The sequence below is a fragment of the Geodermatophilus dictyosporus genome, assembly GCF_900115505.1.
Classification (GTDB): Bacteria; Actinomycetota; Actinomycetes; order Mycobacteriales; family Geodermatophilaceae; genus Geodermatophilus; species Geodermatophilus dictyosporus.
In genome coordinates this window covers 53284-68737 of sequence record NZ_FOWQ01000012.1, presented here as the reverse complement: position 1 = coordinate 68737, position 15454 = coordinate 53284, and the positions used below count along the sequence as shown (strand labels likewise).

General features: G+C 74.9%; 13 protein-coding genes. 8 read left to right on the top strand and 5 right to left on the bottom strand.

What is annotated here, in order from left to right; translation table 11 throughout:
- Positions 1 to 31: 31 nt before the first annotated feature.
- The 3 genes from glcF to BMZ33_RS22075 are packed head-to-tail and all read right to left on the bottom strand — an operon-like array spanning position 32 to position 4202.
- Positions 32 to 1381, bottom strand: a complete 1350-nt coding sequence (gene glcF / locus BMZ33_RS22085) for a glycolate oxidase subunit GlcF (protein ID WP_169064717.1) — start codon at positions 1379 to 1381, stop codon at positions 32 to 34.
- Positions 1381 to 2652, bottom strand: coding sequence for an FAD-binding oxidoreductase (locus BMZ33_RS22080; protein WP_091116827.1), 1272 nt, complete (start codon positions 2650 to 2652; stop codon positions 1381 to 1383). The genes glcF and BMZ33_RS22080 overlap by 1 nt, the downstream gene beginning before the upstream one ends.
- A complete protein-coding gene (locus BMZ33_RS22075; protein WP_244524319.1) occupies positions 2652 to 4202 on the bottom strand; it encodes an FAD-binding oxidoreductase in 1551 nt (516 codons plus the stop codon). Before BMZ33_RS22075 ends, BMZ33_RS22080 begins: the two co-directional genes overlap by 1 nt.
- Before the next feature lie 235 nt (positions 4203 to 4437).
- Between BMZ33_RS22075 and BMZ33_RS22070 the strand changes: the two genes are divergently transcribed.
- The 3 genes from BMZ33_RS22070 to BMZ33_RS22060 all read left to right on the top strand — a co-directional run bounded on the left by BMZ33_RS22070 (position 4438) and on the right by BMZ33_RS22060 (position 7522).
- On the top strand, positions 4438 to 5208 hold the full coding sequence (locus BMZ33_RS22070) for an IclR family transcriptional regulator (protein ID WP_169064715.1): 771 nt from the start codon (positions 4438 to 4440) through the stop codon (positions 5206 to 5208).
- An 83-nt stretch (positions 5209 to 5291) separates the two neighbouring features.
- Positions 5292 to 5771, top strand: a complete 480-nt coding sequence (locus BMZ33_RS22065; RefSeq protein WP_091117058.1) for a MarR family winged helix-turn-helix transcriptional regulator — start codon at positions 5292 to 5294, stop codon at positions 5769 to 5771.
- Positions 5772 to 5854: 83 nt separating this feature from the next.
- Positions 5855 to 7522 (top strand): DHA2 family efflux MFS transporter permease subunit, encoded by a 1668-nt coding sequence (locus tag BMZ33_RS22060; protein ID WP_169064714.1) that lies wholly within the window; start codon positions 5855 to 5857, stop codon positions 7520 to 7522.
- 56 nt (positions 7523 to 7578) lie between these two features.
- Here the strand turns inward: BMZ33_RS22060 and BMZ33_RS22055 are convergent, their stop codons facing one another.
- Both BMZ33_RS22055 and BMZ33_RS22050 read right to left on the bottom strand, forming a co-directional pair.
- On the bottom strand, positions 7579 to 8019 hold the full coding sequence (locus BMZ33_RS22055; RefSeq protein WP_091116823.1) for an OsmC family peroxiredoxin: 441 nt from the start codon (positions 8017 to 8019) through the stop codon (positions 7579 to 7581).
- Positions 8020 to 8110: 91 nt separating this feature from the next.
- The gene (locus BMZ33_RS22050; protein ID WP_169064713.1) at positions 8111 to 8584 is read right to left on the bottom strand and encodes a MarR family winged helix-turn-helix transcriptional regulator; all 474 of its coding nucleotides are present in this window, start codon (positions 8582 to 8584) and stop codon (positions 8111 to 8113) included.
- A gap of 204 nt (positions 8585 to 8788) precedes the next feature.
- Here BMZ33_RS22050 and clpB point away from each other — a divergent pair, with 204 nt between their 5' ends.
- The 5 genes from clpB (at position 8789) to pyrE (ending at position 15453) form a co-directional block, all read left to right on the top strand.
- A complete protein-coding gene (clpB, locus tag BMZ33_RS22045; protein ID WP_091116815.1) occupies positions 8789 to 11374 on the top strand; it encodes an ATP-dependent chaperone ClpB in 2586 nt (861 codons plus the stop codon).
- A 148-nt stretch (positions 11375 to 11522) separates the two neighbouring features.
- A complete protein-coding gene (locus tag BMZ33_RS22040) occupies positions 11523 to 12218 on the top strand; it encodes a hypothetical protein (RefSeq protein ID WP_091116813.1) in 696 nt (231 codons plus the stop codon).
- A 65-nt stretch (positions 12219 to 12283) separates the two neighbouring features.
- Positions 12284 to 14041 carry a molybdopterin-dependent oxidoreductase gene (locus BMZ33_RS22035; protein ID WP_091116809.1) on the top strand — a complete coding sequence of 586 codons (1758 nt, stop codon included), beginning with the start codon at positions 12284 to 12286 and terminating at the stop codon, positions 14039 to 14041.
- Between the two features lie 109 nt (positions 14042 to 14150).
- Positions 14151 to 14825 carry a fasciclin domain-containing protein gene (locus BMZ33_RS22030; RefSeq protein WP_091116806.1) on the top strand — a complete coding sequence of 225 codons (675 nt, stop codon included), beginning with the start codon at positions 14151 to 14153 and terminating at the stop codon, positions 14823 to 14825.
- Between the two features lie 73 nt (positions 14826 to 14898).
- Positions 14899 to 15453, top strand: a complete 555-nt coding sequence (pyrE, locus tag BMZ33_RS22025; RefSeq protein ID WP_169064712.1) for an orotate phosphoribosyltransferase — start codon at positions 14899 to 14901, stop codon at positions 15451 to 15453.
- Position 15454 lies beyond the last annotated feature (1 nt).

Genomic DNA, 15454 nt, shown 5'->3' with positions numbered 1-15454 from the left:
GGAGCAGGGGCGCCGGGACCCCGGGGCGCGGCTAGGACCCCCGGACCCCGAGCGAGGACACGGGCAGGCCGCGGATCGAGGCGTCGAGGACCTCGATGGTGTGCGCCATCCCGATGTCCGCGCCGCGGCGCTGCAGCGAGGAGGCCACCTGCATGAGGCAACCCGGGTTCGCCGTCACCAGCAGGGCCGCCCCGGTGGAGACGATGTTGGCGGCCTTGCGGTCGCCCAGCTCGCGGGCGGGCTCGGGGTTGAGCACGTTCCAGATGCCGGCCGAGCCGCAGCAGATGGCCGCCTCGGGGATCTCCCGCAGCTGCAGGCCGGGGACCTCCTGCAGCAGCGCCCGCGGCTGCGCCCGGACGCCCTGGGCGTGCGCCAGGTGGCAGGCGTCGTGGTAGGCGACGGTGACCTCCAGCGGGTGGCGCGTGGCGACGGTGCCGAGCTCGGCGAGGATCTCCGAGACGTCGCGCACCTTGTCGGTGAAGGCCCGCGCACGCTCGGCGTAGGCCGGGTCGTCGGCGAGCAGGTCGGCGTACTCCTTCATGCTCGAGCCGCAGCCGGCCGCGTTGACCACGACCCAGTCGACGCCCGCGCTCTCGAAGGCCTCGACGGTGCGGCGGGCGAAGCGCTTGGCCTCGTCGTCGCGGCCGTTGTGCACCGACAGGGCCCCGCAGCAGCCCTGCGCCTGCGGGACGATGACGTCGCAGCCCTCCGCGGCCAGCACCCGCACGGTGGCGGCGTTGACGCCGGGGAAGAACTCGCCCTGCACGCACCCGGTGAGCAGTCCGACGACGGCGCGGCGGGCACCGGCGGCCGGCGTCCGGGCGGGGATCGGCTCCCGCTTCTCCAGCGGCGGGGCCAGGCTCTCCATCACCGCCAGCTTCGGCGCGAGCCGCTCGAGCAGGCCGCTGCGGCGGATCACCTTCGGCAGGCCGCTGCGCTGGTAGAGCCGCAGCGGGCCGCGCAGCGCGCGCAGCCGGCGCTTGTAGGGGAACAGCGCGAAGATCGCGTTGCGCAGCGCGCGGTCGCCCGGCGAGCGGTCGTGGTTGCGCTCCACCTGCGCCCGCGTGGCCTCGATGAGCTTGTCGTACTGCACGCCCGACGGGCACGCCGTCACGCAGGCCATGCAGCCCAGGCAGGCGTCGAAGTGCTGCACCATCGAGTCGGTCATCGGCTCGCCCTCGAGCCCCGACTTCATCAGGTAGATGCGCCCCCGCGGGGAGTCCATCTCCTCGCCCCACAGCGTGTACGTGGGGCACGTGGTCAGGCAGAACCCGCAGTGCACGCAGTCGCTGATCAGCTCCTTCGACGGCGGGTGGTGCTCGTCGAACGCGCCGCGGCCGGGCATGCCCAGCTCCACCGGCCGCTCCGGCGTCGTCGTCATCAGATGCCTCCCACGAACCGTCCGGGCGCCAGGCGGCGCTCCGGGTCGAACCGTTCCTTCACCCGGCGCATGAGGTCCAGCGCCGGCACCGGACCCCACGCGTCCACCGCGGCAGCCACCTCGGGGGCGGCGTCCAGCACCACCAGCGCACCCCCGACGGCGGTGCACTCGGCGCGCAGCCGCTCGACGACCGCCGCCACCGCGGCGGGGTCGGCGTCGGCGGGCAGGGCGCCGTGCAGGACGCCCGCCCCGGCCGACCCGCGCAGGTCCAGGTCGAGCCCGGCGTCGGCGGCCGCCGTCCGGGCGGTCTCGAGCACCCGGGCCAGCCCGGAGAGCGCGAAGGTCGCCTTGAGGGCGGTCGGGCGGCCGGGGCGGCCCGACCAGGGGAGGGTGGCCCAGTCCTCCGGCAGCTCGGCGGCCGCGGAGGACGCCTCGCCCAGCAGCTGCCGGGTGGTGGCGGTGCGGCCCTCGACGCCGGCCTCGATGCCCTCGAGCAGCACCGAGACGGTTCCGGTACCGCCGGGGCGCCAGGAGACCTCGACCGCGGAGGGGACCACCTGGGCCTGCAGCACCGCCTGCACCAGGCGCTGGGCCTCCTCCGGCCGCTCGAACGGCGCGGAGACCACGCTGCGGGCGGCCGGCAGCGGGTGCAGCCGGAACACCGCCTCGGTGACGACGGCGAGCGTGCCGAACGAGCCGATGACCAGCTTGCCGAGGTCGTAGCCGGCGACGTTCTTCACCACGCGACCCCCGGCCTTGGCCACCACGCCGTCCGCGCGGACGACGGTGACGCCGATGAGCAGGTCGCGGGCGGTGCCGAAGGCCATCCGGCCCGGCCCGCTGGCGTTGGTGGCCAGCGTGCCGCCGACGCTGCCGCCGGGCACCGTCTCGTCGAGCGCCAGCCGCTGGCCGGCGCCGGCGACGGTCCGCTGCACCTCGGCGAGGGTGGTCCCGGCCTGGGCCTCGACGATGAGGTCGCCGGCGGCGTGGTCGAGGACGGCGTCCATCCGGCTCAGGTCGACGACGAGGTCGGCCCGCTCGGGCGGCCGGCCCCAGGTGAGCTTGGTGCCGCGGCCGCGCGGGACGACGGCGAGGCGGTGCGCCGCCGCGGCCCGCAGCACCTCGGCGACCTCCGGGGTGGAGCCCGGGCGGGCCACCAGGGCCGGCGTCACGCCGTCGACGGCGTCGGCCGGGGTGGCGTCGGCGACCTCCCCGCAGGCGGAGGACAGCGCGGCGCGCGCGGCGGTCAGGTCGACGTCGAGGGTGGTCATCAGAACGCCTCCGCCTTGCCGGCCGCGACCAGCGGGTGCGGGGCACCCTTCTTCTTCCCGGGCACCTCGCCGCACAGCCGCGGGGTGGGGAAGACCTTGCCGGGGTTGGCCACGCCGTCGGGGTCGAACGCGCAGCGGACCAGCTGCATCGTGTCGAGGTCCTCGTCGCTGAACATCTTCGGCATGTAGGCGGCCTTGTCGATGCCGACGCCGTGCTCGCCGGTGATCGACCCGCCGTGGGAGATGCAGAGGTCGAGGATGGCGCCGCTGACGGCCTCGGCGGCCTCGGCGGCGCCCTCCACCGCGTCGTCGAAGAGGACCAGGGGGTGCAGGTTCCCGTCGCCGGCGTGGAAGACGTTGGCCACCCGCACGCCCGAGGACTCCGACAGCTCGGCGATCGACCGCAGCACGCCGGGCAGCGCCGTCCGGGGGATGACGCCGTCCTGCACGATGTAGTCCGGGCTGATCCGGCCGACCGCGGCGAACGCGGACTTGCGGCCCTTCCAGATCAGCGCCCGCTCGGCCGGGTCGGTGGCCACCCGGGTGGCGAAGGCGTGGTGCTCCTGGCAGATCCGCTCGACCTCGGCGAACTCGTGCTCCACCTCGACCGCCGCGCCGTCGAGCTCGATCACCAGCACCGCGCCGGCGCCGGCCGGGTAGTCGCACTTCGTGGCGGCCTCGGCGGCCTCGATGGCCAGCGCGTCCATCATCTCGATCGCCGCGGGCACGATGCCGGCGCCGATGATGGCCGAGGTGGCCGCACCGGCGTCGTCGGTGGAGGCGAACCCGGCCAGCACCGTGCGCACCTCCTGCGGGAGGCGGGTCAGCTTGACGATCGTGCGGGTCGCGATGCCGAGCGTGCCCTCGGAGCCCACGACGGCGCCGAGCAGGTCGTAGCCGGGGCTGTCGGGCGCCATCCCGCCGAGCTGGACGACGTCGCCCTGCGGCGTCACGAACTCCGCGCCGAGCACGTGGTTGGTGGTGAAGCCGTACTTCAGGCAGTGCGCCCCGCCGGAGTTCTCCGCGAGGTTGCCGCCGATCGAGCAGATCTGCTGGCTGCTCGGGTCGGGCGCGTAGTAGTAGCCCTTCGGGCTGGCCGCGTGCGTGACGTCGAGGTTGATGACGCCGGGGTCGACGACGGCCCGCTGGTCCTCGGGGCGGACCTCGTGGATGGTGCGCATCCGCGAGGTGACGACGAGGACGCCGTCGGCCCGGGGGAGCGCGCCGCCGGACAGGCCGGTGCCCGACCCGCGGGCGACGAACGGGACGCCCTGCTCGGAGCAGGCCCGCACCACGGCGGCCAGCTGCTCGGTGGTCTCCGGCAGCACCACCAGCGCCGGCGTCACCCGGTAGTGGGCCAGCCCGTCGCACTCGTAGGTGCGCAGCCGGATGTGGTCGCTGACGACCGCGTCCGGGGGCAGCGCCGCCTCGACCGCGCGGACCACCGCGGCCATGGCCTGGGGGTTGCTGCCTGCCTCGCCGGTGGCGCTGGTGGCCTCCGGCGGGACCGGGCCCTCGACCGGTCCCGCCGTCGTCTCCGTGCCGTGCATGCCGCTCACGTGCCGGCCTCCCGTCCGCCTCGTCGCGTCGGTGTGGATGGGATGGGTCTACTCGCTCCCGCCGGTCACGGCATCCGGTCGTGCCGGTCCCGGTGCCGGGCCGGCCAGGGGATGCCGAGTGTTCCGCGATGTGGAAACAGCGGTCTACAGTCTGGAAAACGGTGGCCCGGACGGTAGTGCGCCCCTTCGCCGGGACGCAAGACGGGTCCCGGACGGAGGTGCGGCGGTGGCCGGAGGGGCGGCGGAGGGGGTGCAGTCGCTCGAGCGGGCGTTCGTGCTGCTCGAGCTGATGGCCGACGCCGGCGGCGAGGTGGCGATCAGCCGGCTGGCGGCCGACAGCGGGCTCCCGGTGTCGACCATCCACCGGCTGGTGCGCACGCTCGTCGGCCGGGGCTACGTGCGGCAGGTGCCGTCGCGCCGCTACGTCCTCGGCCCGCGGCTGATCCACCTGGGCGAGTGCTCCTCGCGCACGCTGGCCACCTGGGCCCAGCCGCACCTGACCCGGCTGGTCGACGCCATCGGCGAGACGGCGAACCTGGCGATGCTCGACGGCGACCGCGTCGTCTACGCCGCCCAGGTGCCGTCCCGGCACTCGATGCGGATGTTCACCGAGGTGGGCCGGCGGGTGCACCTGCACTGCACCGGCGTGGGCAAGGTGCTGCTGGCGCAGCTGGCGCCCGAGCACGCCCGCCGGCTGCTCGACAGCGCCGGCATGCCGGTGCGCACCGAGCGCACGGTCACCGACCCCGACCGGCTGCTCGCCGAGCTCCCGAGCATCGCCGCGCAGGGCTACGCCGTCGACGACGGCGAGCAGGAGGCCGGCGTCCGCTGCGTCGCCGTCCCGGTGCCCGGCGGGTGGGCGGCCGGGGCCATCTCGGTGTCCGGGCCGGCCGGCCGGCTGGGCATGGACGCCGTCTCGCGGGTGGTGCCGCTGCTGCAGTCGGCCGCCGCCGCCCTGGCCGCCGAGCTCCGGGAGGACGCGGGCCGCACCGACTGACGAGGAGAGGAGGAAGTTGCCGACCGCAACCAACTAGACGTATGGTTGTGGTCTGCAAGCACTTCCGCTCCCCCGAGGACGCCATGCCCCTCACCTCCGCCACCCGCGACCGCCTGGTCGCCGGGGTCGTGCAGCTGCTGCGCACCGGCCGGCACGTTCCCTCCCGCGCGGTCGAGTCCGTCCACGGCGGGCTGCCCTCCTTCGGCTGGACGCTGCTGGTCCCGCTCGAGCGGGACGGCGAGCAGCGCTGCAGCGCCCTGGCCGCGCACGCCGGCGTCGACGTCTCCGTCGTCAGCCGCCAGGTCGCCGCCCTCGAGCGGGACGGCTACGTCGAGCGCCGGCCCGACCCGCACGACGGCCGGGCCAGCCTCATCGGGCTCTCCCCGGCCGGTGCCGCCGCGCTCGAGCGCACCCGCGAGCTGCGCTCGGCCTGGGCCACCGCCGCGCTCGCCGACTGGGACGAGGACGACGCCCGCCTGCTCAGCGGGCTGGTCGAGCGCCTCGCCGCCGACCTCGACCGCGCCGCCACGTCACCCCGCCAGCCCGTCAGGGCCGCCTCGTGAGCGGCGCCCGCCCTCCCGCCCCCGCACCCGCGCCACCGACGTCGCGGCCCGCCCCGACCCACCGCGAACCGTCCAGGAGCACCGTGACCACCACCCGCGAACCCGGGACCGGGACCGCCACCCGCGTCCCGGCCGCCGTCGCGCCGTCCGTCCGCGTCCCGGCCGCCGACGCGCCGGTCGAGCAGCAGGGCCGGATGAGCCACCGCCAGATCCTCGAGGCGCTCTCGGGGATGCTGCTGGCGATGTTCGTGGCCTTCCTGTCCTCGACCGTCGTCTCCAACGCCCTGCCCACGATCATCACCGACCTGCGGGGCACCCAGTCCCAGTACACGTGGGTGGTCACCGCGACGCTGCTCGCGTCGACGGCGTCCACGCCGATCTGGGGCAAGCTCGCCGACCTGTTCAGCAAGAAGCTGCTCATCCAGGTCTCGATCGTCGTCTTCGTCGTCGGCTCGATGCTGGCCGGCCTCTCCCAGTCGGTGGAGACGCTCATCGCCTGGCGCGTGCTGCAGGGCCTGGGCCTGGGCGGCCTGCAGGCGCTGGTGCAGATCGCGATGGCCGCGATGATCAGCCCGCGCGAGCGCGGCCGGTACTCCGGCCTGCTCGGCAGCGTGATGGCCGTGGCCACGGTGGGTGGCCCGCTGCTCGGCGGGCTGCTGGTCGACACCAGCTGGCTGGGCTGGCGCTGGTGCTTCTACGTCGGCGTCCCGTTCGGCGTCGTCGCCCTGGTGCTGCTGCAGCGCACCCTGCACCTGCCGGTGACCAGGCGGGAGGTGCGCATCGACTACCTCGGTGCCGCGTTCCTCACCGCCGGTGTCTCGGCGCTGCTGATCTGGGTCACCCTCGCCGGTGACAGCTTCGCCTGGGCGTCCACGGAGACCGCCCTGTTCCTCTCGGGCGGCGTCGCCGCCGTCGTCGCCTTCGTGGTCACCGAGCTGCGGGCTGCCGAGCCGATCGTCCCGCTGCGGCTCTTCCGCGACCGGACGACCACGCTGGCCGTCGTCGCCAGCGTCGCGATCGGTGTGGCGATGTTCGGCTCGTCGGTCTTCCTCGGCCAGTACCTGCAGATCTCGCGCGGCTACTCGCCGACGGCGGCCGGCCTGCTGACCGTCCCGATGGTCGGCGGGCTGCTGGTCTCCTCGACCGTCTCGGGCGTGCTCATCACCCGGTACGGCCGGTGGAAGGGCTACCTGGTGGCCGGCTCGGTCCTGGTCGTGGCCGGCTTCGGGCTGCTCGCGACCGTCGACCACGAGACCGACGTGATCCTGCTCGGGGTCTTCCTGTTCGTGCTCGGCGTCGGCATCGGCATGACGATGCAGAACCTGGTGCTGGCCGTGCAGAACACCGTGGCGGCCACCGACCTCGGCGCGGCCAGCTCCGCGGTCGCCTTCTTCCGCAGCCTCGGCGGCACGATCGGCGTCTCGGTGCTCGGCGCGGTGCTCAGCGCCCGGGTCGGCGACCTCATCGCCGCCGGGCTGCCGCCGCAGGCCGCCGCCGCGTCGGGTGGGGGCGGCGTCGGCCTGGCCGACCTCGCCGACGCGCCGGCGCCGGTCCAGGAGCTCATCCGGGTGTCCTACGGCGACGCGACGGGGCGGGTCTTCCTCGTCTCCGCGGTCATCGCCGTGGTCGCGGTCGTCGCCGTCCTGCTGATCCGCGAGGTGGCCCTGCGCACCGAGAGCGGCGAGGAGCGGCTGCAGCGCGAGTCCGAGCCGGCCCTGGCCGACGACGACCGGGTCGGCACCGCCCGCTGAGGACGCACGACGGCCCGCTCCCCTCGAGGGGGGCGGGCCGTCGTCGTGTGCGAGGCTCAGCTGTCGAGCGAGGCGTCCAGGGAGATGTCGACGCCGGTCAGCGCCTTGCTCACCGGGCAGGCGACCTTGGCGTCCTGCGCGGCCTTCTCGAAGCCCGCGGCGTCGAGGCCCTCGACCTCACCGCGCACCGTGAGCTCGATGCCGGTGAGCCGGAAGCCGCCCGCCGGGTCCGGGCCGAGGGAGACGTCGGCGCTGACCTCCAGCGACTGCGGCGTGCCGCCGGCCTGCGCGATGTTCGCCGACAGCTGCATCGCGTAGCAGGCCGAGTGGGCCGCGGCGACGAGCTCCTCGGGGCTGGTGGTGCCCCCGGCCTCGTCGGCGGCGCGCTTGGGGAAGCTGACCTCGTAGGTGCCGACCTTGCTGCTGCTCAGCTCGACCTGGCCGGAGCCCTGCTCGAGGGTGCCGTTCCAGGCGGTGCGTGCGGTGCGGGTGGGCATGCGGGTGCCTTCCGTTCGGGGTGCCGGCGTCGTCTGGCCGGCCGGACCCCGGCGCCCTACCCCGGTGGGTTGGGCGCAACCCACCGCACGGTCAGGAGCTGCGCGGCGCCTCGGTCACGCGCTGGGTGAGCACGTGCAGCGTCTGCTTGAGGTCGGCGAAGTCGTCGACGTCGAGCCGCAGCGCGCAGATCATGTCCTGGGAGATGGCGAACGCCTTGTCCCGGAGGGCGCGCCCCTCGTCGGTGAGCGCGATGGACACCGAGCGCTCGTCCTCGACCCGGCGGTGCCGGGTGACCAGGCCCGCGGAGGTGAGCCGCTTGAGGAGCGGGGACAGGGTCCCGCTGTCCAGCGCGAGCCGGTGGCCGAGCTGGCCGACGGTCTGCTGGTCCTCCTCCCACAGCAGCATCATCACGAGGTACTGCGGATAGGTGAGGCCCAGCTCCTCCAGCATCGGCCGGTAGCGCGCGGTCATCGCGCGCGAGGCGGCGTAGAGGGCGAAGCAGAGCTGGTCGTCGAGGGCCACGCTCGGCGAGGGGAGACGAGGGTCCTCGGACGTCTGGGTCATGGCGACGAGTGTAGGAGTCATCTTGTCGCGTGGCATGCAGTTGTGTCGCTCGTCAACCCCTCCGAGGCAAGACCCCGTTGTCCCCGGGGGTCCACGGGACTTGAGCGGAACAGACTCAACTCCTGGTTCGTTGCAGCTCACGACACCCGAACCGGCCGGGACGACCCCGGCTCCCCCCTGACGAGAGGACCGTCCGCACCGACCATGGAGAGCAAGCTCACCACCCGTTCCCAGGAGGCGTTCGCCGCCGCCCAGCGGCTCGCCGTCGACCGGGGGCAGGCCGCCCTCGAGCCGCTGCACCTGCTGGTGGCGCTGCTGCAGCAGACCGACGGGATCGCCGGACCGCTGCTGACCGCGACCGGGGCCGACCCGGCCGACGTCCGCGCCAAGGCCGAGGCCGCACTGCGGCGCATGCCCAGCGTCAGCGGTGCCACCGTCGCCGCGCCCTCGCCGTCGCGCGAGCTCCTGCGCGTCGTCAACGCCGCCGGTGAGCAGGCCGGCGCCCTCGGCGACGAGTACGTCTCCACCGAGCACCTCCTGGTCGGCCTGGCCGGCTCGGAGGGCGAGGCCGGCGCGGTGCTCGGCAGCGCCGGGGCCACCCGCGACGCGCTGCTGGCGGCGTTCCGCACCGTCCGCGGCAACCGCAAGGTGACCACCGCCGACCCGGAGAGCACCTTCCAGGCGCTGGAGAAGTTCGCCGTCGACCTCACCGAGCGCGCCCGCGAGGGGAGGATCGACCCGGTCATCGGCCGCGACACCGAGATCCGCCGCGTCGTGCAGGTGCTGTCCCGCCGCACCAAGAACAACCCGGTGCTCATCGGCGAGCCCGGCGTCGGCAAGACGGCGATCGTCGAGGGCCTGGCCCAGCGGATCGTGGCCGGCGACGTCCCCGAGAGCCTCAAGGGCAAGCGGCTCATGGCGCTCGACCTGGGCGCGATGGTGGCCGGCGCCAAGTACCGCGGTGAGTTCGAGGAGCGGCTCAAGGCCGTGCTCCAGGAGATCACCGAGGCCGAGGGCCAGGTCGTCACCTTCATCGACGAGCTGCACACCATCGTCGGCGCCGGCGCCACCGGCGACTCGGCGATGGACGCCGGCAACATGATCAAGCCGATGCTGGCCCGTGGCGAGCTGCGCATGGTCGGCGCCACCACGCTCGACGAGTACCGCGAGCACATCGAGAAGGACCCCGCGCTCGAGCGCCGCTTCCAGCAGGTCTTCGTCGGCGAGCCCTCCGTCGAGGACACGATCGGCATCCTGCGCGGCCTCAAGGAGCGCTACGAGGTCCACCACGGCGTGCGCATCACCGACGCCGCGATCGTCGCCGCCGCGACGCTGTCCGACCGCTACGTCACCGCCCGCTTCCTCCCCGACAAGGCCATCGACCTGGTCGACGAGGCCGCCAGCCGGCTGCGGATGGAGATCGACAGCCGCCCGGTGGAGGTCGACGAGGTCGAGCGGGCCGTCCGCCGGATGGAGATCGAGGAGATGGCGCTGGCCAAGGAGGACGACCCCTCCTCCCAGGAGCGCCTGGCCGCGCTGCGCGCCGACCTCGCCGACCGCCGGCAGCAGCTCGACGAGCTGACCGCCCGCTGGCAGCAGGACAAGTCGGCCATCGAGCGGATCCAGCGCATCAAGGAGGAGCTCGAGTCGGTGCGCACCGAGGCCGACCGCGCCGAGCGCGACGGCGCCCTCGCCCGGGCCGCGGAGCTGCGCTACGGCCGGCTGCCCGAGCTGCAGCGCTCGCTGGCCCGGGCCGAGGAGTCGGTGGAGACCGGCGAGTCGATGCTCAAGGAGGAGGTCGGCCCCGACGACATCGCCGAGGTCGTGCAGGCCTGGACCGGGATCCCCGCGGGCCGGCTGCTCGAGGGCGAGACGGCCAAGCTGTTGCGGATGGAGGACGAGCTCGCCACGCGTGTCGTCGGCCAGCCCGACGCCGTCCGCGCCGTCGCCGACGCCGTCCGCCGGGCACGCTCGGGCATCTCCGACCCCGACCGGCCCACCGGCTCCTTCCTGTTCCTCGGCCCCACGGGCGTCGGCAAGACCGAGCTGGCCAAGGCGCTGGCGGGGTTCCTGTTCGACGACGAGCGGGCGATGGTGCGCATCGACATGAGCGAGTACTCCGAGAAGCACTCGGTGGCCCGCCTCGTCGGTGCCCCTCCCGGCTACGTCGGCTACGAGGCCGGCGGCCAGCTCACCGAGGCGGTGCGGCGGCGGCCCTACACCGTCGTGCTGCTCGACGAGGTGGAGAAGGCCCACCCCGACGTCTTCGACGTGCTGCTGCAGGTCCTCGACGACGGCCGCCTCACCGACGGGCAGGGGCGGACGGTCGACTTCCGCAACACCATCCTGATCCTGACGTCGAACCTCGGCTCGCAGCTCATCGCCGACCAGTCGCTGCCGGAGGAGACCCGCCGCGCCGCGGTCATGGACGTCGTCCGGTCGCACTTCAAGCCGGAGTTCCTCAACCGGCTCGACGACGTCGTGGTCTTCCGCGCGCTGGGCAGCGAGGAGCTGGCCGGGATCGTCGACATCCAGGTCGGTGTGCTCGCCCGCCGGCTGGCCGCGCGCCGGCTGACGCTGACGGTCACCGACGCCGCGCGCGAGTGGCTGGCGATCAACGGGTTCGACCCGGTCTACGGCGCCCGCCCGCTGCGCCGGCTCGTGCAGTCGGCGATCGGCGACCCGCTGGCCCGGTCGCTCCTGGCCGGCGAGGTGCGGGACGGCGACGAGGTCCTCGTCGACGCGCCCGCGGACCTGGCGGACGAGGGCCTCACGGTCCGCCGCGCGTGAACCCGCAGCCGGGCCCGCCGTCCCCCGTGGGGCGGCGGGCCCTCGCGCGTCCCGCACCGATCCGGTGTCGATCAGCCCCTCCTCCTGGCCCCGGTCCGCACCGTCCGTGACGATCGGAGGACACCCGAGGGACGACAGGGAGCAGGCGATGACGTCAGGACAGGGCGGCCCGGACCCCCAGCAGGGCCGGCCGCCGCAGGGACACCCGGGTTGGCAGGCGCCGCCGGGGCAGGGCTGGCAGAACCCGCCGCCGCAGTACCCGCCGCCGCAGTACCCGTCGCCGCAGGGCCCCCCGCCGCAGGGCTGGCCCGGGCAGCCCCACGGCTACACGCCCGCCCCGTCGGCTCCCGGCCCGCAGTTCCCGCCGGAGGCGCCCGAGCGGCCGACCACCGTCCGTGTCGGGATCGGGGCCTTCCTCGCCACCTTCATCCTCGGCCTCGTCGCGTCCGTGGTGCAGCTCTCCGACGTCGACGGCCTGGTCGCGCAGGCCGCCGCGGCCGTCGACGACCCCACGATCAGCGAGGACGTCGTCCGCACCGGGATCGTCGTGGGCGCGGTGCTCGGCCTGCTGCTCACCGCGCTGCAGGCGCTGTTCATCTGGCTGGCCTGGAAGGGCCGCAACTGGGCGCGCGTCGTCCTGCTGGTGCTCGGGGGCCTGAGCGTGCTTCTCGGCCTGAGCGCCCTGTCCGGCACCGGCGGGGGCATCGCGGGCTCGGGCTTCCTCGACTCGCTGTCGGTCTTCTCGCTGCTCATCACGCTCGTCGGGGTCGTCGCGCTCGCGCTGCGACCGTCGAGCGAGTGGTACCGCGCGATGACCGCGCGCCGGCAGGCCGGGCTGCGCTGACGGCCCGTTACTGAACCGTTACCGCAGATCTGAACCCAACGGGCGGTCCACGGCGAAGACAGTCCGTGACCACCACCGAGCAGGCCGCCGCGCCGGCCACCGGACCGGGCGGGGCCCAGTCGCCCGCCCGCCGGGGCCGGCGCCGGCCGCTCGCGGCGCTCGCCGGGCTGCTCGCCGCGGCCGTCGCCCTCGGTGCCGCCGAGCTCGTGGCCGCCCTCGTGGGTCCCTCCTCCTCGCCCGTCGTGGCGGTGGGGGACGCGGTCATCACGCTGGTCCCCGAGCCGGTCAAGCAGTTCGCCATCGTGACGTTCGGCGAGAACGACAAGATCGCCCTCGTCGTGGGCACGCTGGTGCTCGTCGCGCTCTACGCGGTGGTCCTCGGCCTGGTCTCGCTGCGCTCGCGCCGGACCGGGGTCGCCGGGATCGCCCTCTTCGGGCTGGTGGGCGCGCTGGCCGCCGTCACCCGCCCCGCCGGCGGCCCGCTCGACGCGCTGCCCTCGGTGGCCGGCGCCGCCGCGGGCGTGGTCGCCCTGCTCGTCCTGGTCCGGCCGCTGACCCTGCCCACCCCCGCGCGGTACGCCGCCCCGCCGGCCGGCGACGCCCCGGCCGACGACGACCCGGCCGACGACGACCCCGCCGACGACCCCGCCGACGACCCCGCCGACGAGGCCACCCGGCGGCACGCCGACGAGGTCGTGCTCGACCGGCTGCGCGGCGCGCTCGCCATGGCCGACCGCAAGGGCGCGGGCATGGACCGCCGCCGCTTCTTCGTCACCGGCGGGGCCGCCCTCGGCGCGGCCGCGGTGACCGGGGGCGCCGGGCGGCTGCTGCAGCGCCGCTTCGACGTCAGCGGGGCGCGCGGGGACCTCAGCCTGCCGACGCCGTCGTCGCCGGCCCCGGCCCTGCCCGCCGGCGCGGACCTCGCCGAGCAGGTCCCCGGCCTGACGCCGCTGTTCACCGCCGACCGCGACTTCTACCGCGTCGACACCGCGATCACCGTGCCGCAGATCCGGCCGGCGGAGTACTCGCTGGCGCTGCGCGGGATGTTCGACGCGCCGCGCAGCTACACGCTGGCCGACCTGTTCGACCGCGACGACGTGGTCGAGCGCGACATCACGCTCACCTGCGTCTCCAACGAGGTCGGCGGCACCCTGGCCGGCACGGCCCGCTGGACCGGCGTCCCGCTGGGCGCCCTCCTCCGGGAGAACGGCATCCAGGCCGGCTCCGACCAGCTGGTCTGCCGCTCGCAGGACGGCATGACGATCGGCGCCTCCACCCGCGCGGCTCTCGAGGTCGAGGACGCGATGATCGCCTTCGGCCAGAACGGCGAGCCGCTCCCGGTGGAGCACGGCTTCCCGGTGCGGATGCTGATCCCCGGCCTCTACGGCTACGTCTCGGCGTGCAAGTGGATGACCGAGATCGAGGCGTCCACCTACGACGCCTTCGACGTCTACTGGACCCAGCGCGACTGGGCACGGCAGGCGCCGGTCAAGCTCTTCTCCCGCATCGACACCCCGGTCCCGCTGCGCCGCTTCCCGGCCGGCCGGACGGCGATCGCCGGGGTGGCCTGGGCGCAGACGCGCGGCATCGCGCGGGTCGAGGTCCGCATCGACGACGGCGAGTGGCTCGAGGCGCAGCTGTCCCCCGGGGTCGACGCCGACCTGTGGCGCCAGTGGGTGCTGCCCCACGACTTCGCCCCCGGCTCCTACCAGCTCACCGTCCGCGCCACCGCGGCCGACGGCGAGGTCCAGACCGAGGAACGGGCCGCTCCCTTCCCGAACGGGGCCAGCGGCCTGCAGTCCACCCGGGTGATCGCGACGTAGCGGTCCCCGCACCCCGGACCCGTCTCGGCCGCCGGCCGCAGACGCCTCTCCCGTCCCCTCGCACGGGCCGGGAGGGACATCCCACGGACGACGACACAAGGAGCACCTCGTGACGAACACCCTGACCCGCGGCATCCTGCTGGCCTCCGCCTCCACCCTCGCGGTGACGCTGAGCGCCTGCGGCTCCTCCGACAGCGGCTCCGCCGACAGCTCGGCGTCCTCGGACACCAGCAGCTCGGCGGCCGGCAGCGCGGCCGAGGAGAGCACCTCTAGCAGCAGCGCCATGCCGGCCAGCGACGAGCCGTTCGGTGCCGGCTGCACCGCCGTCCCGGCCGACGGCGAGGGGTCGTTCACCGGCATGACCGACGACCCGGTCGCCACCGCCGCCAGCAACAACCCGGTGCTGTCCACGCTGGTCACCGCGGTCACCCAGGCCAACCTGGTCGACGCCCTCAACAGCGCGCAGGACGTCACCGTCATCGCCCCGGCCAACCCGGCCTTCGAGGCCATCCCGGCCGACCAGCTGCAGGCCGTGCTGGCCGACAACGCCCAGCTCACCGCGATCCTCACGCACCACGTCATCGAGGGCCGCCTGGCCCCCGAGGAGCTGGCCGGCACCCACACCACCCTCAACGGCGACCAGGTCACCATCGAGGGCACCGGCGAGGAGTTCACCGTCGCCCAGACCGTCACCGGCACCCCGGCCTCGGTCATCTGCGGCAACGTGCAGACGGCGAACGCCACCGTCTACATCGTCGACCAGGTCCTCGCCCCCACGGCGTAGCGGCAACTGCCGCCCGACCGGCGGCCCGGCTCCCTCGGGAGCCGGGCCGCCGGCCTGCGTAGGGTCGGTCCCCATGACGGCGCCTGCGACCCTGCCCGACCGGGACCGCCTGCTCCAGCTGGTCGTCGACCTCGCCGTCGTCCGCGGGCGGGTCACGCTGTCCTCCGGGCAGGAGGCCGACTGGTACGTCGACATGCGCCGGCTGACGCTGCACCACGAGGGCGCGCCGCTGGTGGGCCGGGTGATGCGCCAGCTCACCGGCGACCTGCGCTACGACGTCGTCGGCGGGCTGACCCTGGGCGCCGACCCGGTGGCCGCGGCGATGCTGCACGCCGCCGCGGCCGGCGAGGGGTTCCTGGACGCGTGCGTCGTCCGCAAGACGGGCAAGGCGCACGGGCTGCAGCGCCGCATCGAGGGCCCCGACGTCGCCGGGCGGGCGGTGCTCGTCGTCGACGACGTCTCCACCACCGGCAGCAGCCCGCTGGCCGCCGTCGAGGCCCTGCAGGAGGCCGGCGCCGAGGTGCTGGGCGTGGCGGTGGTCGTCGACCGCGGCGGGCGGGCCGCCGTCGAGGCCGCCGGGCTGGAGTACCGCGCCGCCTTCACCCTCGCCGACCTCGGCCTGGACTGAG